The 24,452-nt window shown below is 67.8% G+C and carries 21 protein-coding genes; 15 read left to right on the plus strand and 6 right to left on the minus strand.

The window, feature by feature from the left end:
• Nucleotides 1–929 precede the first annotated feature (929 nt).
• From ASL10_RS03175 to ASL10_RS03200, 6 genes are all read right to left on the minus strand, one after another.
• Nucleotides 930–1,892: a D-alanine--D-alanine ligase gene (locus tag ASL10_RS03175; RefSeq protein WP_056044238.1), complete on the minus strand. Its 963-nt coding sequence runs from the start codon at nt 1,890–1,892 to the stop codon at nt 930–932.
• Between the two features lie 76 nt (nt 1,893–1,968).
• The gene (locus tag ASL10_RS03180; protein ID WP_056044240.1) at nt 1,969–3,273 is read right to left on the minus strand and encodes a PLP-dependent aminotransferase family protein; all 1,305 of its coding nucleotides are present in this window, start codon (nt 3,271–3,273) and stop codon (nt 1,969–1,971) included.
• A gap of 117 nt (nt 3,274–3,390) precedes the next feature.
• Nucleotides 3,391–3,717: a thioredoxin gene (gene trxA / locus ASL10_RS03185; RefSeq protein WP_043595317.1), complete on the minus strand. Its 327-nt coding sequence runs from the start codon at nt 3,715–3,717 to the stop codon at nt 3,391–3,393.
• Between the two features lie 48 nt (nt 3,718–3,765).
• Nucleotides 3,766–4,758, minus strand: a complete 993-nt coding sequence (gene trxB, locus ASL10_RS03190; protein WP_056044243.1) for a thioredoxin-disulfide reductase — start codon at nt 4,756–4,758, stop codon at nt 3,766–3,768.
• A 170-nt stretch (nt 4,759–4,928) separates the two neighbouring features.
• Entirely contained in the window at nt 4,929–6,593 is a 1,665-nt protein-coding gene (murJ, locus tag ASL10_RS03195; RefSeq protein WP_056044245.1) for a murein biosynthesis integral membrane protein MurJ, read from the minus strand.
• A complete protein-coding gene (locus tag ASL10_RS03200) occupies nt 6,590–8,818 on the minus strand; it encodes a DUF6049 family protein (RefSeq protein ID WP_056044246.1) in 2,229 nt (742 codons plus the stop codon). The genes murJ and ASL10_RS03200 overlap by 4 nt, the downstream gene beginning before the upstream one ends.
• 163 nt (nt 8,819–8,981) lie before the next feature.
• Between ASL10_RS03200 and ASL10_RS03205 the strand changes: the two genes are divergently transcribed.
• The 15 genes from ASL10_RS03205 to ASL10_RS15890 all read left to right on the plus strand — a co-directional run bounded on the left by ASL10_RS03205 (nt 8,982) and on the right by ASL10_RS15890 (nt 24,431).
• Nucleotides 8,982–10,421: a CCA tRNA nucleotidyltransferase gene (locus ASL10_RS03205; RefSeq protein ID WP_056044248.1), complete on the plus strand. Its 1,440-nt coding sequence runs from the start codon at nt 8,982–8,984 to the stop codon at nt 10,419–10,421.
• A 191-nt stretch (nt 10,422–10,612) separates the two neighbouring features.
• Nucleotides 10,613–11,011, plus strand: a complete 399-nt coding sequence (rpsF, locus tag ASL10_RS03210; RefSeq protein ID WP_054145729.1) for a 30S ribosomal protein S6 — start codon at nt 10,613–10,615, stop codon at nt 11,009–11,011.
• Nucleotides 11,012–11,015: 4 nt separating this feature from the next.
• Nucleotides 11,016–11,591, plus strand: a complete 576-nt coding sequence (locus ASL10_RS03215) for a single-stranded DNA-binding protein (RefSeq protein WP_043595325.1) — start codon at nt 11,016–11,018, stop codon at nt 11,589–11,591.
• Nucleotides 11,592–11,642: 51 nt separating this feature from the next.
• On the plus strand, nt 11,643–11,903 hold the full coding sequence (gene rpsR, locus ASL10_RS03220) for a 30S ribosomal protein S18 (protein ID WP_043595327.1): 261 nt from the start codon (nt 11,643–11,645) through the stop codon (nt 11,901–11,903).
• A gap of 14 nt (nt 11,904–11,917) precedes the next feature.
• Complete coding sequence (gene rplI / locus ASL10_RS03225; RefSeq protein ID WP_043595329.1) at nt 11,918–12,370, plus strand: 50S ribosomal protein L9; 453 nt, start codon at nt 11,918–11,920, stop codon at nt 12,368–12,370.
• 470 nt (nt 12,371–12,840) lie between these two features.
• The gene (locus tag ASL10_RS03230; protein WP_056044249.1) at nt 12,841–13,896 is read left to right on the plus strand and encodes a LacI family DNA-binding transcriptional regulator; all 1,056 of its coding nucleotides are present in this window, start codon (nt 12,841–12,843) and stop codon (nt 13,894–13,896) included.
• Nucleotides 13,897–13,899: 3 nt separating this feature from the next.
• Entirely contained in the window at nt 13,900–15,417 is a 1,518-nt protein-coding gene (locus ASL10_RS03235; protein WP_056044251.1) for a sugar ABC transporter ATP-binding protein, read from the plus strand.
• Between the two features lie 16 nt (nt 15,418–15,433).
• The gene (locus ASL10_RS03240) at nt 15,434–16,405 is read left to right on the plus strand and encodes an ABC transporter permease (RefSeq protein ID WP_056044253.1); all 972 of its coding nucleotides are present in this window, start codon (nt 15,434–15,436) and stop codon (nt 16,403–16,405) included.
• A 34-nt stretch (nt 16,406–16,439) separates the two neighbouring features.
• On the plus strand, nt 16,440–17,390 hold the full coding sequence (locus ASL10_RS03245; RefSeq protein WP_043595335.1) for a substrate-binding domain-containing protein: 951 nt from the start codon (nt 16,440–16,442) through the stop codon (nt 17,388–17,390).
• Nucleotides 17,391–17,401: 11 nt separating this feature from the next.
• Entirely contained in the window at nt 17,402–18,469 is a 1,068-nt protein-coding gene (locus ASL10_RS03250) for a ribokinase (protein ID WP_369794357.1), read from the plus strand.
• On the plus strand, nt 18,466–18,849 hold the full coding sequence (gene rbsD / locus ASL10_RS03255) for a D-ribose pyranase (RefSeq protein WP_056044255.1): 384 nt from the start codon (nt 18,466–18,468) through the stop codon (nt 18,847–18,849). Before ASL10_RS03250 ends, rbsD begins: the two co-directional genes overlap by 4 nt.
• Before the next feature lie 631 nt (nt 18,850–19,480).
• Nucleotides 19,481–20,869: a replicative DNA helicase gene (gene dnaB / locus ASL10_RS03260; RefSeq protein WP_043595340.1), complete on the plus strand. Its 1,389-nt coding sequence runs from the start codon at nt 19,481–19,483 to the stop codon at nt 20,867–20,869.
• Between the two features lie 289 nt (nt 20,870–21,158).
• Nucleotides 21,159–21,818 (plus strand): hypothetical protein, encoded by a 660-nt coding sequence (locus ASL10_RS15885; RefSeq protein WP_157485210.1) that lies wholly within the window; start codon nt 21,159–21,161, stop codon nt 21,816–21,818.
• A 58-nt stretch (nt 21,819–21,876) separates the two neighbouring features.
• Complete coding sequence (locus tag ASL10_RS03265) at nt 21,877–23,007, plus strand: DUF3644 domain-containing protein (protein ID WP_200922557.1); 1,131 nt, start codon at nt 21,877–21,879, stop codon at nt 23,005–23,007.
• A 641-nt stretch (nt 23,008–23,648) separates the two neighbouring features.
• Nucleotides 23,649–24,431: a hypothetical protein gene (locus ASL10_RS15890; RefSeq protein ID WP_157485212.1), complete on the plus strand. Its 783-nt coding sequence runs from the start codon at nt 23,649–23,651 to the stop codon at nt 24,429–24,431.
• Nucleotides 24,432–24,452 lie beyond the last annotated feature (21 nt).

Below are 24,452 nucleotides of genomic sequence, written 5' to 3' on the forward strand. Positions count from 1 at the left end.
ACCGGTGTCTTCGAAGCAGCACCAGAGGCTTGCGGTATAAGTGCAGGTGCAGATACGTGGCGGTTGCCTATGGCCGAGGGCGGAGGCCGCAGGCACAGGGCCAGGCGGACGGCGCAGGCGCAGGTACAGGTGCAGGTGCAGGTGCAGGCGTTCGACGCGCGCAGGTGCAGGGCGGAGGGTGCGGTCGTCGGCGCAAACTACACGCGCACGCGCACGGCAGGTGAAGTGCTGAGGGCGTAGCAGGCGCGAACTGCACGCGCACGCGCACGCGCAGGTGCAGTGCGATGGCAGGGGTACGCCGAGGTGCGGGCGCAGGTGGTTGCATGACTGCCAGTAGGGGCGAATGGACTGCCGCGGGGGCGAACGGAGGTTCTCATGCACGGACAGATGCAGGTTCAGGCCCTGTGGAGATAGAGACACCGTGTCGACGCGGGTCCAGACCCACCTCCAGGGCAGTGCAGGCATAGGATGCGCGCGCCGTCAGCTGCACTTCCTGGGCATATGGTGACGCAAAGTGGACTCTGGAACCTGGGCCAGAGTGGTCGACGATGCTACATCTTCCTCGAGCGGTTCGACATGGAGGCCCGGATGCATGGCTCTGTGCCTGTATGACGGCGCTCTTGGCGGCGGTCGCACTTCGTCTGCGGCAACGTTCCAACTCGGGCCTGATGACCACCGACGGGTTCGTCAGACTCGACGTTTGATGGTTCGTCGTGGCTTCTAGGGAGCCGTCGAGGTCCAATAAAACATAGAGTTCACGGGCTACTTCTGTGTCCAGACCACGGGCAGACGACAACCAAGGTGCAGGGATCGTCGATGATCCTGGATGCGTCCAATCAGTGCATTTGTGGGCCCAGAAGGCCGATCATGAGCTCGCACTAGCCCCGCCGACCGCCCGACGTTTCACGTGAAACGTCGACCACGTGTCGTCAGCGGAGATGGTCGGTGACGGCCTTTTCAGCCAGAGCGGCGTAGAACATGCCCAGTTCGTAGCCGGCGGACTCCAGGGCCATCGGGACGAGCGACGTCTCGGTCAGTCCGGGCAGGACGTTGACCTCCAGGAACCACGGGGTCCCTGCGGCATCCACGATCAGGTCCACCCTCGACAAGTGGCGCAGCCCGAGGGCCTCGTGGACGGCCACGGCAGCCCGCGCCGCCGACTCCGACGCGACGGCGTCGATCCGTGCGGGCGTGAAGAACGTCGTCTCCCCCGCGTTGTAGCGCGCCTCGAAGCCGTAGAACCCCTGGCGAGGAACGATCTCCACGGCAGGCAGGGCGAGGGGTCCGTCACCGGTGTCGATGACCCCGACGGCGATCTCGGTGCCCGTGATTTTCTGTTCGACGATGACGTCGTCGCAGTACGTGTACGCGTCGACCATGGCCCTGGGCAACGCCCCGATGTCGTCGACGACCGTGACGCCCTGGGCCGAGCCACCCCGTGCGGGCTTCACGACGACGGGCACCGGGTGTTCGTCGGCGATCGCCTCCAACACACCGACGGCGCCGAGCTCGCGGAAGGCGTCGTGGGACAGCGTGATGCCGCGCGGTGTGGACACACCGGCGCGACGTGCGAGCTCCTTCGCGGTCGGCTTGTCCCAGGCCAGTCGCGCGGCCGCCGCCGTGCTGCCGACGAACGGCACGTCGAGCGCCTCGAGCAGTCCCCGGAGGGCGCCGTCCTCACCACTCGCTCCGTGCAGGGCCGGCCACACGACGTCGGGACGTGACGCGGTGAGGTGTCCGAGCAACGAGGCGTCCGGGTCGCGGAGTTCGACCTCGATGCCGTGGGTGACGAGGCTGTCGACCACGCGCCTCCCCGATCGGAGGGAGACGTCACGTTCGTGCGAGATGCCGCCGGCGAGGACGGTGACGGTACGCAGTTCGCTCGATGCCATGGTGGAACCTCTTCTTCGTGTCACGACGCAGGACCGTCTCGTGGTCCGGACGGCTACGAGACGATGAAAATGCTGGTCAAATGGTGTTCGGCGGCGGCACCACGACGCTCTGCGGGCGCGCGGCCCGGTTCGACAGGCTGGCTGTCGAGAACGTGCGCAGCAGGTCGAGTTCTCCGTTGACGACGTTCGCCAGGCGCGCGACACCGGTGCGGATGGACGCGGGCGTCGGGTAGCAGAACGACAGGCGGATGTTCTGACGCCCGTCGCCGTCGGCGAAGAACGCCGTACCGGGGGTGTAGGCCACGAGTTCCTTCACCGCGCGGGGCAGCATGGCCTTCGAGTCGAGTTCGTCCGGGAGTCCGACCCAGACGAAGAAGCCGCCGTCGGGGACGTTCCACGTGAGCGACGGCAGGTACTCGCCCAGCGCGGAGATCATCGCGTCACGCCGTTCGCGGTACAGGCCACGGAAGGTCTCGATCTGCCCACGCCAGTCGGCCTGGTCGAGGTACTCGGTGATGACGAACTGCCCGAAGGAGTTCGGCGAGAGCGTGGCGGACTCGTTGGCGAGGATGAGCTTCTCGCGGATGGCGTGCGGGGCGAGTGCCCAACCCACCCGGAAGCCGGGTGCCAGCGTCTTCGAGAACGACCCGAGGTAGATGACGCCTTCGTCGTCGATCGAGCGCATCGCCTGCGGGGCCGGCTGGTCGAAGTAGAGCAGCCCGTAGGGGTTGTCCTCGAGGACGAGGATGCCGGCCGAGCGGCAGATCTCGAGGATCTCGACGCGTCGGGCCCACGTGAGGGTGACACCGGCCGGGTTGTGGAAGTTCGGGATCGTGTAGAGGAACTTGATGCGACCCCCACGAGCGGTGACGGCCGCGATGGCCTCTCGCAGGGCCTCGGGCACGAGCCCGTGCTCGTCCATCGGGACGTGCACGACGTCGGCCTGGTACGCCTTGAAGACCCCCAGGGCACCCACGTAGCTCGGCGACTCGGCGAGCACGACGTCGCCCGGGTTCACGAAGAGGCGGGTGACGAGGTCGAGGGCCTGCTGCGAGCCCGTGGTGACGACGACGTCGTCGGCGCTGCCGCGGATGCCCTCCATCGCCATGATCTGCATGATGTGCTCGCGGATGGCCGGGGTGCCCTGGCCGCTGCCGTACTGCATCGCCATCGCTCCCCCGTCGGCCATGACGCGGTCGATGGCCCCCGTGACGAGCTCTCGGGGCAGGGCGGAGACGTACGGCATGCCGCCGGCCAGCGAGACGACCTCGGGGCGCGAGGCGACGGCGAACAGGGCTCGGACCTCGGAGGCGCTGAGGCCGGCCGTACGGTCGGCGTACGAGTCGTACCACGGGTCGAGGTTGGTGCCCTTGTCGCTCATCGGTGTCCCTGTTCTGTCAGAGGGTGAATCGGTCAAGACTATGCCCGTCCCGACCGGGGACGACGAGAGCCCGCCCAGCGTGTGCTGGGCGGGCTCTCGTCGTGGTGTCGGTGTCGACTACGCGATGAACTCCGCCAGGTCGGCCTCGAGGGCCGGCTTGGGCTTGGCGCCGATGACGGTCTTGACGACCTCGCCACCGCGGTAGACCTTCATGGCCGGGATCGAGGTGATCTGGTACTTCATGGCGGTCTGGGGGTTGTCGTCGACGTTGAGCTTGACGATCTCGATCTTGTCGCCGTGCTCGGCGGCGATCTGGTCGAGGATCGGCGAGACGGCGCGGCACGGGCCGCACCACTCGGCCCAGAAGTCGACGAGGATCGTCTTGTCGGAATTGAGGACGTCGGCCTCGAAGGACGCGTCGGTCACTGCTTTGGCGCTGCTCATGGTGTTCCTTTCGTCAGGGTGATCTGGGTTGGCTTCAGGAGGCGCGGGTCAGGCGACCACGGACTCGGACGTCTCGACGCCCTCGGCCGACCCGACGGTCTGCTCGGCCAGGAAGGTCTGGTCGAGCGAGGCCAGGTAGTGCTCGACGTCGAGCGCGGCGACGGTGCCCGAGGCCGCGGCGGTGGCCGCCTGCCGGTAGGTGGCGTCGATGACGTCGCCCGCGGCGAAGACGCCGGTCAGGTTGGTCTTCGAGCTGCGCCCCTGGACGGCGATCGTGCCGTCCGAGGTCAGGTCGACCTGGCCGTGGACGAGGTGCACGCGCGGGTCGTTGCCGATGGCGATGAAGAGGCCGTCGAGGTCGAGGTCGGTCGTGCTGCCGTCGACCGTGTCGGTCAGGGTGACGCCGGTGGCCTTCTCGCCACCGAGGATGGCCGTGACCTGCTTGTCGAAGAGGAACTCGATCTTGTCGTTGGCGTGAGCCCGGTCTTGCATGATCTTCGACGCGCGCAGGCTGCTCGAGCGGTGGATGACGTAGACCTTCGAGGCGAAGCGGGTCAGGAACGTCGCTTCCTCCATCGCGGAGTCGCCGCCGCCGACGACGGCGATCGCCTTCTCCTTGAAGAAGAAGCCGTCGCAGGTGGCGCACCAGCTGACGCCGCGTCCGCTCAGGCGCTCTTCGTCGGCGAGGCCGAGCTTCCGGTACGCGCTGCCCGTGGCGAAGATCACCGTGAGGCTCTCCTCGACGGTGCCGTTGCCGAGCGTGACCTTCTTGACGTCACCGGTCAGGTCGACGGCGGTCACGTCGTCGAGCAGCACTTCGGCGCCGAACTTCTCGGCCTGCTCCTGCATCTTGAACATGAGCTCGGGGCCCTGGATGCCGCCGGGGAAGCCGGGGAAGTTCTCGACCTCGGTGGTCTTCATGAGTTCGCCACCGGCCTCGACCGAGCTCGCGACGATGAGGGGGCGCAGACCGGCCCGGGCGGCGTAGATGCCGGCCGTGTAGCCGGCGGGGCCGGAACCGATGATGATGACCTGGCGCATGGGCACCTTCCTGGGGGGAGAACTTCACGAGCGGGAAGACGACCCGCGAGCGATGGCTCGTGCGGTCGGATCCCTCGATCGTCTGGTGGAACGCATCCTACCGACGGGGCATTCCCGCCGGCCTGGCAGCGGACGCGGGGCCGCGGGGCTGCGGCGGCCGCCGTGACGGGTCAGCGACGCAGGAGGCGCGAGACGGCGGGTGCGAGACGAGCGGTCACCGGCGTGGTCAGCACCCGCAACTCGGGGATGCGGGCGAACCAGAGCAGGGCGCCGTAGACCAGCCCCATGACGGCCCCGGCCACGACGACCGTCAGCACGCCCGGCACGCGACCGGACTGCGCGAACCCGTCGGCGGCGAAACCACCCAGGACGGTCACGACGACGAGGCCCACGGCACCGGCGACGAGCGAGAAGACGAAGAACTGGACGTAGCGGCGCAGCACCCAGCGGCCGTCGATGCCGCCCAGCCGCTTCTTGACGACGACGAGCGCGACCACGGCCTGGCTCGAGCCCGCGATCGAGGTGGTGATGGCGATCGCCATCGCGATGCGCTCGGGCGGCACCACGGCGGCCGAGATCGCGACGCCCGCGACGAAGATGCCCGACTGGACGAGCTGCAGGAAGAACGGCGTGCGCTGGTCGTGCATCGAGTAGAACACCCGCTGCACGATGAACAGGACGCTGAACAGGACGAGGCCGGGCATGTAGCCGAGGATGACCTCGGCGGTGCGGGTCGACCCGGCGAAGTCGACCTCGAAGAACCGCGCGAACGGGTAGGCCACGACGCACATGGCGACGGCGGCGAACACCATGAACATGCCGATGGCGCGGAGGGACTGCGACATGTCGGTGCGGACGGCCCGCAGGTCGCCACGCGAGGCGTGGCCGCTCATGCGCGTGAAGTAGGCGGTGCCGATCGACACGGCGATGATGCCGTGCGGCAGCATGAAGAGCAGCCAGGCGTTCGCGAGGACCGCGTTCGACGCCCCCACCTCGCTGCCCAGGGTGGCGACGCGGCTCTGCACCAGCCCGGCCAGCTGGGTGACGAGGACCATGCCGAACAGCCAGCCGGCGGCCTTGCCGGTGGCTCCGAGGCCGACGCCGCGCCAGCGGAAGTCGGGGCGGAAGGTCAGACCCGCGCGGCGCCAGAAGAGCAACAGGAACGCCGCCTGGGCCAGGACGCCGAGGGTGGCCGTGGCCGCGATGACGAAGATCCGGTCGCCGGTCCAGACGTCGACCGCGGAGTTCTCGACGGCGCCGCCGAACATCACGATGAAGACGACCAGGCCGGCGATGGCCACGACGTTGTTGAGCACGGGAGCCCAGGTGAAGGGCCCGAACACCTGCCGGGCGTTGAGCACCTCGCTCAGCAACGAGTACATGGCGTAGAAGAAGATCTGCGGCAGGCACCAGTACGCGAAGGCCGTCGCGAGGGCGAGTTGGTCCGAGGTGAACCCCGCCCCGCCGTCCGAGCTCTGCTGCGCGTACAGGCGGACGAGCACGGGGGCGAGCAGCGTGCCGGCCAGGCCGACGGCCGCGAAGACGATCGTGCCGAGCGTCACGATCTTGTTGATGAACCGCTGGCCCCCGTCGTCGGACGTCGCCGCCCGCACGATCTGGGGCACGAGGACGGCGCTGAGGAGGCCGCCCGCGATCAGCGCGTAGATGTTGTTCGGGAGCTGGTTCGCGAGGGCGAACGAGTCCGCCGCCCGGCTCGCCGACTGCCCGATCGCCGCGGCCAGCACGGCCGCCTTCACGAAGCCGAGGACGCGCGAGACCATCGTCCCGGACGCGAGGAGGATGCTGGCGCGACCGAGACCGCCCTGGTTGCTCACATGGACTCCTGGACGGGCGGCGAGACGGCCGCATCGGGTGACGGGCCGTCGCCGGAGGACCGGGCCTCGTCGCGCGCCCTGCGGCGCTTGCGGAAGGTGCGGTACAGGCCGCCGAGGAAGAGTGCGGCGAAGGCGACGCCGAAGATCCAGGTGATGGCGGTCTCCCACCCGGCCTGGACCGAGAGCGGGACGTCGACCGGGGTCGCGATCGCCACGCCCGAGAGGCTGACCAGCTGCAGCTGCACGGACACCGTGCCGTTGGCGACGGACTGCACGGGAACGCTGACCCGGGTCTGGGACTGCGGTTGGATCGTCACCTCGATGGGGCTGCGCTCGATCGAGAGGATGGAGTTCGACGGCGTCAGGTTCAGCATGACCGTCGCGACGGAGTCGGTCCGGTTCTCGAGGTAGAGGGGCAGGGCCGAGCGGTCCCCGAGGATGGCGATCGGCGAGCCCTGGACCACCGCCACGAGACCCGACGTCGCCGTCGCGTCGGCCACGGCCGAGGCGACCTCGGCGGGGAACCCGTCGACGTTGTCGCGCCAGGCGTGCGACGCCAGGGCCATCGTCCGCAGCCGGGCCGTCTCGGTGACGAACTGCGGTTCGGCGAGGGCCGTCGAGAAGTCGACGACCTTCTGGTCGGCGGAGACGAGTTCGCTCAACTGGTCCAGTCGGGCGTCGCTCTCGGGGCTGTCGACGACGGTCGCCGTCGAGGGGGTGCTCGCCAACGCGTCGGTCAGGGTCGCGCCGCTGACCCAGGGCAGGCCGTCGACGGCCTGGAGGGTGCGGGTGAGGAACTGGCCGGTCGACGGCCACTCCCGCTCGAGCGTCGTCAGGAGGGTGCGGGCGTCGCTCGGTCGCTCGTAGGCGACGGTGGCGACGGTGGCGGACAGCCGGGCCATCGTGGACTGCCACTCGGCGAGGGAGGTCGCCTCGGCCGCCTGGGTGACCAGCGTCGACAAGGGGTCGTCCGAGACGACGGCCGGGACGCCACCGACCGTGACCGCGGCGTTCTCGGTCGAGTCGCCGTCGACGTCCACGTTGCCGCTGGAGACGATGGTCGACGTGTACGGCCCGGCGGCGAACGTCGTGAGGTCGGCGGACACGACGGACGACTCCCGCGGCCAGACGACGTCGCGCTGGGTCCACGGGAAGTCGAGCAGTTGAGCGGTGGTCGGCAGCACCACGCCGTCGCCGGGCGTGGGCTCGGCGGTCGGCTCGGCGGTGGACCCGTCGCTCGGCAGGGCCGAGGGGTCGGACCCGGCGACGCCCGTGCCCGAGCCGTCGTCCGTGCCCTGGCTCGGGGCCTCGGTGGGCGTGTCGGTCGCTGCCGGCATGCCCTCGAAGCGGGCGGGGTCGACCAGGGTGTCGAGCGAGGTCACGGCCGGGACGGACGTGGCGCCGGCCTGACGCAGCCCCGCGACGTCGGCGTCGGCGTAGGCCAGGGGGAACATGTCGTTCGGCAGGGCCTGCAGTTCGGCGAGCCAGTCGACGGCGGACTGCGGGGCCTCGGTGCCGAGCAGGCGGATCGACGCGACGATCATCGGGTCGACGCCGAGGGTCGCACCCGTGCCCGACACGGCGTCGAGCTCGCGTCGCAGCACCCCGCCGTCGGAGGTGTAGGCGGCGAGGGCGGAGGCGTCGAGGACGCCGGTCTCGCTCTCGGGCGTCGTGATCGGCACGGCGACCGCGACGCGGGTCGGCTGGAAGCTGTCGGCGGGGTACCAGACCACGCTGCTGCGGGTCTGCGCCACCTGGCTGCCCGAGGCGTCGAGCACGCGGGCCCCGAGCGCGCGTGCCCCGAAGGCGCGGCCGGTCAGGGAGAGGCGGTCGGCGGGCACCACCACGGTGTCGAGCGCCACGGACGACCCGGCGGAGACCGCCGGCACGTCGACCTGGACGAGCTGACGCCCCAGGTAGTCGTCACCCGAGACGTCGTCGGGATCGAGCCACGAGGCGAGCTTGGACCGCGTGGTGAACGGTTCGCGGTCGAGGTAGATCCGGGCCTTCGTCGCCGCGAGGTCGCTGTCGCCGTCGTTCGTCACGGTGACCCCGAGGGTGAGGTCGTCGTCGGGTCGCAGCACGCCGTCGGAGGCCGGCTCGACGGTCATCGTGACGCCGTCGCCCGCAGGGGCGGACGCCGCTCGTGCCGCCGTCGACGGCAGTCCCGCCGACACGACGAACACCGCCAACAGGGCGGCGATCACGGCGAAGAAGAGTCTCATAGGCGTCAGGTGTCGACGGCGACAGGGGCCGTTCGAGCATGCCGAGTCTAGGCAACGCCGACCAAGAAGCAGCGGCGAAGCGCCTGCGAGGGGGACGACGGGGTCGCGAGGCGCCGTCGGGGACTCAGCCCGCGCCTCCTCGGCTGTGGCAAGCTCTTTCGTCATGGACAGCGTCGCACGGGCCCTGCAGCGACTGGACGATCTGGCCGCCACCCCCCGCATCGAGAAGCTCGCCTCCGCGTTCGCCGCGGCCGGTCACGAGCTCGCCCTCGTCGGCGGTCCGGTGCGCGACGCCTTCATCGGCCGCCTGGTCAACGACCTCGACTTCACGACCGACGCCGACCCCGACGAGATCCTGGCGATCGTCGTCCCCCTGGCCGAGGCGCACTGGGACGTCGGCCGCGCGTTCGGCACGATCGCCGCCCGCGTCGACGGCGAGACCGTCGAGATCACCACGTACCGCAGCGACGTCTACGACGGCGAGACCCGCAAGCCCGTCGTCGAGTTCGGCGACACCCTCGAGGGCGACCTGGTCCGTCGCGACTTCACGGTCAACTCGATGGCGTTGCGTCTGCCCCAGCGCGTGCTCGTCGACCCGTCCGGTGGTGTCGACGACCTGCTGGAGGCGCGGCTCGCCACCCCGGGCACCGCGGTCGACTCGTTCCGCGACGACCCCCTGCGCATGATGCGGGCCGCCCGGTTCACGGCGCAGCTCGGCTTCACGGTGTCCGCCGAGGTGCGCGAGGCGATGACCGCCCGGGCCGAGACCCTCTCGATCGTCTCGGTCGAGCGGGTCGCCGACGAGCTGTCGAAGCTGCTCAGGACCGAAACCCCCCGAGACGGTGTCCGACTCCTGGTCGACACCGGGCTCGCCGACCACGTCATGCCCGAGCTCGCGGCCATGCGCCTCGAGGTCGACGAGCACCACCACCACAAGGACGTCTACGAGCACAGCCTCACCGTGCTCGACCAGGCCATCGGCTACGAGCGCGAGCGGCACCCGGGCGAGGCACCCGACCTCACGCTGCGCCTGGCGGCCCTGCTGCACGACTGCGGCAAGCCCGCTACGCGGCGCCTCGAGCCGGGCGGCGTCGTCACCTTCCACCACCACGACGTCGTCGGCGCCAAGCTCGCCAAGAAGCGGTTGAAGGCGCTGCGCTTCGACAACGACACCATCGGTGCCGTGTCCCGGCTGATCGAGCTGCACCTCCGGTTCTTCGGTTACACGGAGGGAGGCTGGACCGACTCGGCCGTGCGCCGCTACGTCCGCGACGCCGGTGACCAGCTCGAGCGGTTGCACATGCTGACCCGGGCCGACGTGACCACGCGCAACCGCCGCAAGGCCGACCGGCTCGGCTTCGCCTACGACGACCTCGAGGCGCGGATCGCCGAGCTGCGAGAGCGTGAAGAGATCGACTCGCTGCGGCCCGACCTCGACGGCGACGAGATCCAGCGCGTCCTCGGCATCGGCCCGAGCCGCGAGGTCGGCGAGGCCTACCGCTTCCTCCTCGAGCTGCGGACCGAAGAGGGGCCGCTGGGGGCCGAGGTCGCCACCGAGCGCCTGCTGGCCTGGTGGAACGCACGCGAGAGCGCAGGGGCGTAACCAGCCCTACGGGTGTCGACCCGCGCCTCCTCGGCTCTCGGGGGCCGGCGACCGCTGCCCCGGCATTGATTCAGGAGGCGCGCTCGGCTACGCTGGGAAGGTTGCGTCTGCCTCACGGCGGCGCCACGTCATGAACACCCTCCTGTCACAGACCGTCTGTGACCGTTAAGTCCGAAGGAGGTGGGTTAGTCATGCACCAGTACGAACTGATGGTCATCCTGGACCCCGAGATCGATGAGCGCACCGTCGCCCCGAGCTTGGACAAGTTCCTCAACGTCATCCGCAACGATGGCGGAACGATCGACAACGTGGACATCTGGGGACGTCGTCGCCTGGCCTACGAGATCAACAAGAAGACCGAGGGCATCTACGCCGTCGTCAACCTGACCTCGAACTCGGCCGCCACGGTCGAGCTCGACCGCCAGCTGGGTCTCTCCGAGGCCGTGCTGCGCACCAAGGTCCTGCGTGCCGAAGAGGCGATCGCCATGGTCGCCGCCGCCAAGAAGGTCAGCGACGAGAAGGCCGCCCGCAAGGCCGCCAACGCCGCTGCCGCCCCGGCTGCTCCCGCCGCCGAGAAGGCTGCCGAGTAGTCCGATGGCTGGCGAGACCGTCATCACAGTGGTGGGAAACCTCACCAGTGACCCCGAGTTGCGGTACACGCAGAACGGGCTCGCGGTCGCGAACTTCACCATCGCGTCGACCCCCCGCACGTTCGACCGCGCGTCGAACGAGTGGAAGGACGGCGAGGCGCTCTTCCTTCGTGCCAGCGTGTGGCGCGAGTTCGGCGAGCACGTGGCCAGCAGCCTCACCAAGGGCAGCCGGGTCATCGCTCAGGGCCGACTCAAGCAGCGCTCGTACGAGACCAAAGAGGGCGAGAAGCGCACCAGCATGGAGCTCGAGATCGACGAGATCGGCCCCTCGCTGCGTTACGCGACCGCTCAGGTGACGCGCGCCGCGTCCTCCCGCGACGGCGCTGCCGGTGGCGGCTCCTTCGGGGGCGGCAACGGCGGTGGCAACCGTGGTGGCCAGCCGGCTCAGGTCGGCGGCGGTCAGGCGCAAGAGCCGTGGGGTCAGCCCGCCGGCGGCCAGCAGGGTGGCAACACCTCTGGCGGCGACGTGTGGAACACCCCCGGTGGCAACGGCACCTACAACGACGAGACGCCCTTCTAGGCCTCGCCGTTCCCCTTTTAGTACTTCTTCATTCATCGAAAGTAGAAACCAATGGCTGGAAAGAGCAGCGGCGACCGCCGCAAGCCCCTCCGCGGTAAGGGCGGCAAGAACGCCGCACCCGCGAAGTCGATCCGCGTCGGTGTCATCGACTACAAAGACGTCGCGACCCTGCGCAAGTTCATCTCGGAGCGTGGAAAGATCCGCGCCCGCCGCATCACCGGCGTCTCCGTCCAGGAGCAGCGCCTCATCGCCCGTGCCGTGAAGAACGCCCGTGAGATGGCGCTCCTCCCCTACGCCGGCTCCGGCCGCTGATCGGAAGGACCACCATGTCGAAGGTAATCCTGACCCACGAGGTCTCCGGCCTCGGTTCCGCCGGTGACGTCGTCGACGTCAAGAACGGCTACGCCCGCAACTACCTGGTGCCCCAGGGCTTCGCCGTGGCGTGGAGCCGCGGTGGCGAGAAGCAGGTCGCTCAGATCCGTACGGCCCGCGAGACCCGCGAGCTCAAGACGATCGAAGAGGCCCACGACCTCAAGCAGCGCCTCGAGGCCCAGAAGATCCGTCTCACGGTGAAGACCGGTGCCGACGGCCGTCTGTTCGGCTCGGTCCGCCCGGCCGACGTCGCCGACGCGGTCACCGCCCAGGGCGTCGCGACGATCGACAAGCGCAAGGTCGAGATCCCCACGACCATCAAGGTGACGGGTGAGCACGAAGCCACCCTCCGCCTGCGCGAGGACGTCATCGCGACGATCACGCTGACGGTCGTCTCGGCCAAGTAGCACCCCGGCGCTGCGGCGCCTGCTGTACGCGAGAGCGGCGGTCCCCCTCGGGGGCCGCCGCTCTTCTGCGTGCTCGGGGGTGCGGGCTTCGGCCGGGGGGCGCCATGAACCCCGTTTCCGACGATGAACCCCGGTGCACCGTGGTTCATCGTCGGAAACGGGGTTCATGGGCTCGCCGGGAGGGGGTGGGGAGAGCGGGGGGACGAGGAGGCGCGGGGCGGCTGGGTCGGGCACCGCGCCTCCTCGGGGGGCGCCCTGTGTTGTGATGCACCCGGTCCCGAACGATGCACCCGGTTGCAACCGGGTGTTCGGCTCGAAACCGGGTGCAGCGGCAGGCATCACAGGTCGGCGGGGGCTCGCGTTGACAGGAGGGGGCGGCTCGTCTACTGTCGTGGAATCGGTTCCATGGAATCGATTCCACGCCGGGCGAACACCCTGCGACACGCACCACTACGACGAGGTAGAGCCCGATGAACACCGTGACGATCAGGGACGTGGCGCAGCGCGCCGGCGTCTCGGCGGCGACGGCCTCGCGCGTGCTGTCGGGCAACCCGGCCACCTCCGCCGAGTCCCGGGCCCAGGTCGAACGGGCCGTGCGCGAGCTCGACTTCCGGCCGAACGCCCAGGCTCGTGCCCTGCGCTCGACCCGCTCCGACACGGTCGGCCTGCTCGTGTCCGACGTCCGCAACCCGTTCTTCGCCGACCTCGCCCACACCATCGAGCAGTCGCTGCTCGAGCTCGGCTACGTCACCCTCCTCGGCAACGCCAACGAGAACCGCGAACAGCAGGACCGCTACCTCGACACCCTCATCTCGCGACGCGTCGACGGCGTCATCGTCGCCCCGCAGGGCACCGACTCCGCCAGCATCGACTCGCTGCTCGCCCGTGAGGTGCCGACGGTGTTCGTCGACCGCACGATCCCCGGCGTCGACGTGCCGAGCGTGACGACCGACAGCGTCCCCGGCATCCGCGCCGCCGTGCAGCACCTGGTCGACCTCGGTCACGAGCGCGTCGGGTACGTCGCGGGCCCGCAGAGCGTCTCCACCGGGCGCGAGCGACTCGAGGCCTGGACCGCGGCCGCCGCCGAACTCGGCCTCAGCACCGACCCCGACCTGGTCTACGTCGGCGACTTCCAGTCCGCCAGTGGCTCGGCCGCCGTGCACGCCCTGTTCGAGCTCGACGAGCCGCCGACAGCCCTGCTCGCGGCCGACAGCCTCATGGCCGTCGGCGCCATCGCCATGCTGAACCGGCTCGGCATGCGCATGGGCACCGACGTCTCGGTCGTCGCGTTCGACGACATCGAGTGGTTCTCGCTGCTCGACCCGGCCCTCACCGTCATCGCGCACAGCGTCGAGGAGATGGGCCGCATCGCCGTCCAGCTGCTGCACGAGGTCATCGACGGGCGCACGCCCGACTCGGTCGTGCTGCCCAGCGAACTGATCGTCCGCGAGTCGACGACCCGCGCCTCCTCGTCCCCCACGGACCCGACCGACCCCACCCCACCCCGACCCCTCGGCAGGAACTGACCCATGCCCCATTCGATCGACGGCGATCGCCCCCTGCTCACGCTCGAGAACGTCAGCAAGTCGTTCGGCCCCGTGCGGGTCATCGACGACGTCACCGTGCACGTCCGGCCCGGCCGCGTGCAGGTGCTGCTGGGCGAGAACGGCGCCGGCAAGTCCACCCTGATCAAGATGATGTCGGGCGTGTACCAGCCCGACGCCGGCCGCGTGCTGGTCGACGGCGAGGCCGTCCACCTGCCGAACACGCACGCCGCCGAGAAGCTCGGCATCGCGACGATCCACCAAGAGCTCAACCTCGTCGCGTCGCTCAGCGTCGCCGAGAACGTGATGATGGGGCGGTTCCCGACGCGATTCGGCCTGGTCGACCGCAAGGAGCTCAAGAAGCGGGCCCGTGCGGCCCTCGACCTGATCGGGCTCGACGTCGACGTCGACCAGAAGGTCGGCGAGCTCGGCATCGCCCGTCAACAGCTGGTCGAGATCGCGAAGGCGCTGAGCATCGACGCGCGCATCCTGATCCTCGACGAGCCGACCGCGGCGCTGACCCGGCACGAGACCGAGATCCTCTTCCGCGTCGTCGAGCAGCTGCGCGCCCGCGGCGTCGGCATGCTGTTCATCAGCCACCACCTCGACGAGATCGCCGAGATCGGCGACACCGTGGCCGTGCTGCGTGACGGTGCGTTCGTCGCCGAGGTGCCCGCGTCGACCGGCGAGGACGAACTCGTCCGCCTGATGGTCGGCCGCGACATCGAGCACCAGTACCCGCGCACGCCGGGCAGCGAGGGCGACGCCCCCGTCGTGCTCGAGGTCCGCGGCCTGACCGGGTCGGTCTTCCGCGACGTCTCGTTCGACGTGCGGGCGGGCGAGGTGCTCGGCATCGCCGGGCTCGTCGGCGCCGGTCGCACCGAGGTCGTCCGCGCGATCGCCGGGGTCGACAAGTACGACTCGGGCAGCGTGACCGTGCGCGGCAAGCGCCTCAAGAAAGGCGACGTCGCCGGAGCCATCGCCGCGGGCGTCGGCCACGTTCCCGAGGACAGGAAGGCGCAGGGGCTCGTGCTGGGCGCCTCCGTCAACGACAACCTCGGCTACGCGACGCTCGCCAGCAGCGCGAAGGGCGGCCTGGTCGACTTCGCCGGCCAGCGTGCGAAGGCCGACGAGGTCGCCTCGACCCTGCGGATCCGCATGCGCGACATCGACCAGGAGATCGGCTCGCTGTCCGGCGGCAACCAGCAGAAGGCCGTGTTCGGCCGCTGGATCATCGCCGGCTCGACGGTGCTGCTGCTCGACGAGCCGACCCGCGGCGTCGACGTCGGCGCGAAGGTCGAGATCTACGAGCTGGTGAACCGCATCACCGACGCAGGAGGCGCGGTCGTGATGGTCAGCAGCGAACTGCCCGAGGTGATGGGCATGAGCGACCGCATCCTCGTGATGCGTGACGGAGTCGTCGCCGGCGAGGTCGCCGCGGCCGACGCCACCCAGGACACCTTGATGACGCTCGCGGCACGCGACGTCCCCCCGACGAACTGACCCGAGGACGACACCCATGACCACCACCACCGTGAAGGCGCAGCGACGCTCCTTCGACATCAAGACCTTCCTGGCCGCCAACGGAGCCCTCGTCGGGCTCTTCGTGCTGTGCCTGGCCCTCTTCATCGCGACGCCGGACTTCCTGACCGGGCGCAACCTGCTCAACATCGGCATCCAGGTGTCGACCGTCGCCGTGCTGGCGTTCGGCATGACCTTCGTCATCGTTGCGGGCGGCATCGACCTCTCGGTCGGCTCGGTCGCCGCGCTGTCGGCGATGGTCTCGGGCTGGTTCTTCGCCACGGCGGGTCTGCCCGGCGGCCTGGCGCTCGCCCTCGGGCTCGGCACGGGCCTCGTGGCCGGCCTGGTCAACGGGTTCGCCAGCGCGTACGGCAAGCTGCCGTCGTTCATCGCCACGCTCGCCATGCTCAGCGTGGCGCGCGGCCTGACCCTCGTCGTGTCGGACGGTCGCCCGATCGCGACTCCCCCGGCCGTGTCGTTCCTCGGGGGCAACATCGGCCCGGTGCCCGTGCCGATCATCGTGCTCGTGCTGGCCGCGATCGTCGCGTCGTTCATCCTCAACCGCACCGTCATCGGCCGCTCGATGTACGCCGTCGGCGGCAACGCCGAGGCCGCTCGCCTCTCGGGCCTGCCGGTCAAGCGCATCGTCGTCACGGTCTTCGGCCTGGCCGGGCTGTTCGCGGCCCTCGCCGGACTGCTGCTCGCCGGTCGCCTCGACTCGGCCCAGCCGCAGGCGGCCTCGGGCTACGAGCTCGACGCCATCGCCGCGGTCGTCATCGGCGGTGCGAGCCTGGCTGGCGGCGTCGGCCGCATCTCGGGCACCATCATCGGCGCCCTCGTGCTCGTCGTCATCCGCAACGGCCTCAACCTGCTGAACGTCACCTCGTTCTGGCAGCAGGTCGTCATCGGCCTCGTCATCGCCCTCGCCGTGGGCGTCGACGTGCTGCGGCGCAAGACGCGCAGCAGCTGAATCCCTCCACCCAACCCAACCCGAAGGACACACGATGAAGTTGACCTCGTTCCGCAAGGCCGCCACCGTCACGGCGATCGCCGCCCTGGTCGCGACCGGCACCGCCGGCTGCAACCGCACCCCCGCCGGAGAGGCGGACCGCCCCACGGTGGTCCTGTCGCTCAGCACCCTGAACAACCCGTTCTTCGTCGAGCTGCGCGACGGCGCCACCGCCGAGGCGAAGAAGCAGAACGTCGACCTCGAGATCGTGGACGCCCAGAACGACTCGGCCACCCAGGCCAACCAGCTGGCGACCGCGGCCTCGACCGCCGACGCCGTCATCCTGAACGCCGTCGACAGCGACGCCGCGGGCCCTGCCGCCAAGGCGCTCAACGAGGCCGACGTGCCCATCGTCGCCGTCGACCGCGCGGTGAACGGTGCCGACGTCGCCTCGTTCGTCGCGAGCGACAACGTCGCCGGTGGCGAGCAGGCCGCCAAGGCTCTCGCCGAGGCGATCGGCGAGAAGGGCGAGGTCATCGTGCTCCAGGGCGTCGCGGGTACCTCGGCCAGCCGCGACCGCGGTGAGGGCTTCACCAAGGGCATCTCGGCCTACCCCGACATCACCGTCGTCGCGCAGCAGACCGCGAACTTCGACCGCGCCACCGCGCTCGACGTGACCACGAACCTGCTGCAGGCGCACCCGAACGCCGTGGGCGTCTTCGCCGAGAACGACGAGATGGGCCTCGGAGCGATCCAGGCGCTCGGCTCGCGCGCCGGCACCGACGTCCAGGTGGCAGCGTTCGACGGCACCGAGGACGGCCTCAAGGCCATCGAGGCCGGTACGCTCTCGAGCACGATCGCGCAGCAGCCCGCCGAGCTCGGCGCCCTCGCGGTCGACCAGGCCGTCAAGGCCGTCAACGGTGGCAGCGGCGACGAGGGCCCCTCGGACCAGGCCGTCGAGGTCATCACCGTCACGAAGGAGAACGTGGGTGACTTCACCGAATGAGTGGTCCTGATGTGAGCGGTCCAGGCGTCGTCGGGACTGCAGGAGGCGCGGGTGCGGTCGGCGCGGACGGTCCGGTTCCGGCCGGCTCGGCCGGCACGGTCGTCGTGGTCGGGTCGATCAACGTCGACCAGGTCGTGACCGTCGACCGCCTGCCCCTGCCCGGCGAGACGCTGATCGGCTCGTCGATGACCCTCTCCCCCGGCGGCAAGGGCGCGAACCAAGCCGTCGCGGCTGCTCGTCGCGGCGCCCGCACCGTGATGATCGGCGCGGTCGGCGACGACGGACGGGCCGACGACGCCCTGCCCCACCTCCGCTCGAGCGGTGTCGACGTCAGCGGCGTCGACACCGTCCCCGGGCCCACCGGCCTGGCGATCGTCAGCGTCGGAGGCGACAGCGAGAACACGATCGTCGTCGTCCCCGGGGCGAACGGTGCCGTCTCGGCGTCGTTCGTCGGCGGGCACGCGGGCGCGTTGGCGGAGGCCGCGGTGGTCGTCCTCCAGGGAGAGATCCCCGTGGCCGGCATCGCCGCCGCCGTGCAGCACGCCGGAGGGCGCGTGGTGTTCAACCTCGCCCCGGTGATCGACGTGCCGGCGGACGTGGTGAAGGCCGCGGATCCGCTGGTCGTCAACGAGCACGAGGGTCGGCTGCTGCTGACTGCGTGGGGCGCTTCTGGTTCTGCTGCGGCTTCTGAAGCCGAGGAGGCGCGGGTCGACGACGAGTCGGTCGTCGCCTCCCTGCGCGCCCAGGGAGTCACGTCGGTCGTGATGACCCGCGGTGCCGCCGGGGCGATCGTCTCCGATGCGTCGGGCACCGTGCTGGTGGCCTCGCCTCGCGTCGCGGCCGTCGACTCTTCCGGAGCCGGAGACGCCTTCGTCGGCGCCCTCGCCGCCGGACTGGCCGCTGGTGCGTCGCTCCTCGAGGCCGCTCGGGACGCCGTGCGCGTCGGGGCGTTCTCGGTGACGGGCGTCGGCACGCAGGCGTCGTACCCGACGCTCGAGGACGAGCTGCCTGCGGCGGCGCCTGCCACCCCGACGGAGGGGTCGGCGGATGCCGACTCAGCGGACGGAGTGACCTCATGAAGCGCGGAGGCCTGCTCAACGCCCAGCTGAACCACGCCGTCAGCGGCCTCGGCCACGGCGACCTCGTGGTCGTCGCCGACTGCGGACTCCCCCTGCCTGCCGGAGTCCCCGTGGTCGACCTCGCCGTCGTCCACGGCCTGCCGGCCTTCGCCGACGTGCTGGACGCCCTCACCGCCGACGTGGTGTTCGAGGCCTGCACGGCCGCGGACGAGAGCCACGACTCCCCCGCCGGTGCGCAGATCACGTCCCGCTTCGACGACGTCGCGTACGTCTCGCACGACGAGCTCAAGCGGCTGTCGGGTGGGGCGCGCCTCCTCGTCCGGACGGGCGAGGCGACCCCGTACGCCAACGTCGTGCTGCGCTGCGGCGTCCCCTTCTGAGGCACCTGCTCCCCCTCGAACCCCGTTTCCGAAGACGAACCCCGATTCCGGGTGGTTCTTCTTCGGAAACGGGGTTCTTCGGCTTGCGGGCCGACCCGCGCGTGGTGCGACCTCCCGGCCGCCCTCTCACCGGCCGTGATCGAGCCCAGGAGGCGCGGTGCCGGTCCCCGATACCGTCCTGACCAGGCTCTTCGCAGGCCCCCCTTCGGGGGTTACGGAAAGCTGAACGCAGGCTGCGTCGCTATCGGTCGAATGGGCCGAAAGTCAAATCCCTTGTGCACAGGCAGAAGTCAAATCGGATGTCTCAACCCCCGGTTTAGACAATTTTCTCCACACGACTGTGGAATTGAGAAAACCCTGGTCAAAGGCAGGTAATCGAACTGAAGTATCTCGTTGTCCACAGCGTGATCCACAGTTCTCCCCAGGGTTGTCCGGCGTTGCTCACCTGTTCTCCCCAGAGTTATCCACAGGTGCATTTGCTGTGGAGAACTCGGTGTCCATAAGGTGTACCCGCGCTCGTCAGGGGTGGGTCACGGCGGTTCGGCAGGGGGATGTCGGGGGTCTGTCGTAGAACTGCCCCAAGCGTCTTCGGTGCTGCCCCGCACCCACCCGATTTCTCGCTGGAGGACCCATGTCGATCGCCCATCTCGGTCTCGCTCCCGATGCGTCGAACGCCCGCGATCGAGACCGTGGTGGCCCCGTCAACATGGACCGCGTCCCGCCTCACGACCTGCTCGCCGAGCAGAGCGCGCTCGGCGGCATGCTGCTCAGCAAGGACGCCGTGGCCGACGTGATCGAGACGGTCCGCGGCATGGACTTCTACGTGCCCAAGCACGAGGTCATCTACGACGCGATCCTGGGGCTGTACTCGCACGGCGAGCCCACCGACGTCATCACGGTCAGCGACGAGCTGATGAAGTCCGCCGACCTGTCGCGGGCCGGGGGAGCGGAGTACCTCCACACCCTCACCGGCGTCGTGCCCACCGCGGCGAACGCGGGCTACTACGCGTCGATCGTCGCCGAGAAGGCGGTGCTGCGCCGTCTGGTCGAGGCCGGCACGCGCATCGTGCAGATGGGGTACGCGAGCGAGGGCGAGGTCGTCGACCTGGTCAACAACGCGCAGGCCGAGGTCTACAACGTGGCCGGTGGCGTGCAGACCGAGGACTACGTGCCGCTGAACGAGGCGGTGACGGTCGCGATCGACGAGATCGAGGCGGCCAAGGGTCGCGACGGTCAGATGACGGGCGTGCCGACGGGGTTCGCGCAGCTCGACGCGCTGACGAACGGGTTCCACCCGGGCCAGCTGATCATCGTGGCGGCGCGACCGGCGCTGGGTAAGTCGACGTTGGCGCTCGACCTGGCGCGGGCGGCGTCGATCAAGCACGGGCAGGCGTCGGTGTTCTTCTCACTCGAGATGGGGCGCAGCGAGATCGCGATGCGTCTCATGTCGGCCGAGTCGAGCGTGCCGCTCCAGAACATGCGTAAAGGAACGGTCGACGCGCGGGACTGGACGAACATCGCGCAGGTGCGTGGGCGGATCAACGATGCGCCGCTCTTCATCGACGACTCGCCCAACATGACGTTGGTCGAGATCCGGGCGAAGTGCCGTCGCCTGAAGCAGCAGCACAACCTCAAGCTCGTGGTGATCGACTACCTGCAGCTGATGACGTCGGGCAAGCGGGTCGAGAGCCGTCAGCAAGAGGTGTCAGAGTTCTCGCGTGCCCTGAAGCTGATGGCGAAAGAGCTGCAGGTGCCGGTGATCGCGCTGTCGCAGCTGAACCGTGGTCCCGAGCAGCGTGCCGACAAGAAGCCCGCGATCAGCGACCTGCGAGAGTCCGGTTCGCTCGAGCAGGACGCCGACATGGTCATCCTGTTGCACCGCGAGTCCGCCTACGAGAAAGACAACCCCCGTCAGGGCGAGGCCGACTTCATCGTCGCCAAGCACCGCAACGGCCCCACCGACACCATCACGGTCGCCTTCCACGGAATGTTCTCCCGCTTCGTCGACATGCCCAGCTAGCGAGTGAGCTGTCTGTGATTTCTCACCGGGACCGGCTACTTCTCGACTTTGTTTGCCGTACGCGACGCATGGGCTCTCCCTGAGAAGCGTCGATCTCCCCCACTCGCCTTGACGGCAAGAGTGAATGAGCGCCGCTAACACGTACGAGTGACGTCAATGGGGCCAAACATGAACGGTAATAGGGGCCCTTACAGTTATGCATGAGATCGAGAGGCCTGCGGTCTTCCCTGCTTAATTAGCACGCTGCCGAGAACGGGCCTTTGCATTCCCGGAACCGTATGATCCTGACATGGCGAACCAAAATTCAGCTAGAGCCGACTCGGAACCCATCCGACTCGAGCCGGGCGTGCATCGCGTGGTGGTCAGCACGCCAGCTGCGGTCGAACTTCGTGACCTCGCGAGCCTTCGGCGGGATTTTGCATTGGCCCACGGGTTTTTGGAGTTCTACCTCGGGGCAGACATTGAGGGTGATGAGGACATTCCGTCCCGACTCGACGCGCTCTGGATTTCAGCCATCACGATGTACGGACGAGGGTTTTCTTCCGGGATGCGGCACTCAGCTCATGCCGAGACTGCCCACCTAACACCAACCGAAACTGCCGACCACGAGTACTTCGTGGATTTGCGCAACAAATACATTGCTCACGCCGTGAATGGATTCGAGAAAAGCGTTGTTTTCGCGGACCTAAGCGACCGCGAAACGTCTCCAGTGCGGATACTCCAAGTGGGAGAATTACACAGAAGCCTGTCGCGGCTGGCTCGGGTGCCCGCAGAGAAATTGAACCACCTGTGCGAAGGGCAGATTGCCTCGCTCACGCACCGTATCGATCGACTACACCAAGACATCGGCCAAGAACTCGCCGTTCTCGATAGTGACAGCGTCTACGCACTGCCCGAATTCAAGCCGCCCACTCTCGACGGTTCAAACCCTCGCTCACAACGGTCCTAAAGCGTCAGGGTCGCGTGCGTCGGGTGGCGATGACCGGGGCGTGCGCAACAATGGCGAGATGAAGCTCCGAGCAAGTGCGCGCATCCTCAAGAAGAAGGCAGTGTCTTCGTTCAAGAGGTCTGTCGATGCATTTAACAGCGTCGATGACAACGGCCGCATGACGACGGTGTTGCTTCACGCCCAGCATTCATTCGAGATGCTCCTCAAGGCCGCGCTTAATCAAAAGCAGGTGAACGTCTTTGATAAGTCCACCGGTCGTTCAATCGGCTTCGAGCAGGTCCTTCGTCAGGCCGCTCAGACCGTAGGGATCAAACTCACCGACGAAGAAGCCGGGACACTTAGGGCCATCGACGCTCTGCGGGACGACGAACAACACTGGTACAACGACGTAGATGAAGCGTTGCTCTACGTCCACTTACGCGCAGCGGTCACCCTATTTGATGATCTCTTGCAACGCGTGTTCAGTGAACACCTGGCTGATCACCTGCCTCGGCGTATCCTTCCGATCTCGACTGAGCCCCCGAAAGACTTTCAGGTACTGGTGGACTCCGAGTACACGAAGATCATCGAGCTCCTAAAGCCGGGGCGTCGTGCGGGCGCAGAGGCCCGGGCTCGTATACGCACTCTTCTAGCGATGGAGGCTCACGCCGAGCCCGAAACAATCGTTTCAGATAAAGATGTGACGCGCGTTGAGGCTGGTATCCGCGAGGGAAAAGAACGCACGCAGGTGTTTCCTCGGCTGAGCAAGGTCGGGGCCTCGATCAGCGGCGAGGGCCTTGAAGTTCAGGTTCGCTTCGTCAAGCACCAAGACGCGCTTGCTGTGAGATTCACGAATGACGAGGAGATCGATGCCGCGGCTATCCGGACAGTCGATCAGCAGAAAAAATATCACTGGACTGCCTTCGCGCTGGCCGATGCCCTCGGCATCTCTCGGCCTCGCGGGACGGCGCTTAGAACCCATCTGGGCATTAACAACGACCCCAACATCTGCCATACCTTCACGTTCTCGAAGCAGAAACATGTGCGTTTCTCCGACCAGGCGCTCGTGAAGATGAAAGCGGCCATGCAGGTCGTGGATATGGGGGTCATTTGGAACGTGCACTCGCCCACTAAGAAGCACACTGCCGGTGTGACCGACTGTGGTCAATACGGTTGCACCTGCAACGAATCCGCCGCGGGTGCAAACTGAGACGTCCAAAAACATATTTTTCTAATGTTGCATCTGTATTCGAGCTTAAAGTGGGGTGGCACCCTCGCATGAAAAGCCGACGCCGTTAGTAGCAAGTAGAGAATATTGAGCAACTCGAGACTAAGTGCTGATGTGGCATTATTCAATTTCTATTCTCGCTGTCTTGGTCCCTTCTGTTTCAAAAGTTGAGATAAAAAAATGGTGTCCCTAGGCGTTCCTGGATGGACACAGTCGCAGGCATTCTCACTGGAGGCGTTTAAGGACGAGTTCCACCTCGTTGTTTGACCAGGATAAGACCGGACGGTCAGACACGTTCGACGAACGCAGCAAGGGATGTAGTACTTCCTCAGCCACCTCATGCGAAGGCACGGCCTGTGGCCCCGGTCGCTCGAAGATTCCCTCTGGGGATGAATCTGTCGCATCTCTCTGAAATCAAATTAAAGACAGACACTGTAGTGATAACAAATGTCTGTATGGATTAGTGCATGCCGAATCTATTGGGGTGAACTTGTCCGGCGGCAGCCTCAACTTCGAGTTGCCCTAGCCGTGTGATCAAGGCCAGAATGAAATCCATGAGAACTCCTCGCGGCAACAATTCGCGTAACGCCCGAGGTAAACTAGTCCGCTACCTAACGGCTATAGTGCTCATTATAGCCTACCTGATTATTTCAGCACTATTTTATCGAGAGTGCGTGGTGACTTCGGGAAGCGCGAGTTCCGACGGCAACGTGTGTCAGCCGGCATCCTTGGACAGCGCGCCCGTAGTAGCCGCGATCCTGCTCTTGATCGCCCTAATCTGGCCCGAAATAGCCGAGATTAGTATTTTAGGTGTGTCCCTCAAACGGCGCCTGGCCGAGGCGGAACGCACCGCCGCAAGTGCCGCCCAGGAGTCAGCGAAGGCGGCGGCAGCGACTGTCGCTTTGCAAGCCCAGATTAATCAGGTAGTCGCCACTTACTCGGCGGCCAGTGCCTCCGCTGAGAACCACACCAACGTCATTTTTGATCCGGCATGGACTCCGGCGCGCGCGGCTGAACTTAGGGACGCGTATGTTGATGTCAAAGCTCAAGTCAAACCGCTTGCCGGGGCTGAGGCGCAGCAGTCTCTTGCTGAGTTGTCTCTTCAATTGCTCCGTGAGTATCAGGACCTCGCGGTGCGTCTCGGCATTGCTCGGACGAGACCGGTAGGACGGCCTTCGGAGGCCACGCGTGAGCTCTATCGGGCCCGCCAGGCATTCATTGCCGATTACCAACCCCAAGTGAGCAGCGTTCGTGAAGCACGAAACTCAGTCGCGCATGCCGAGCAACTTTCACGAGAAGAGTTGATTGAGGCAATTCAGGTCGTCCGACTTCTTGATGGCCGCCTCAGTGAGGCTTTCGCTGATCGTGGCATGGCCGAAGGTGCTGAAGGTTCCTCTGCGAGCTAGCCAGGGTGAAATCACGTCCGC

It is taken from the genome of Frigoribacterium sp. Leaf8 (assembly GCF_001421165.1).
In the GTDB taxonomy this organism is placed as follows: domain Bacteria; phylum Actinomycetota; class Actinomycetes; order Actinomycetales; family Microbacteriaceae; genus Frigoribacterium.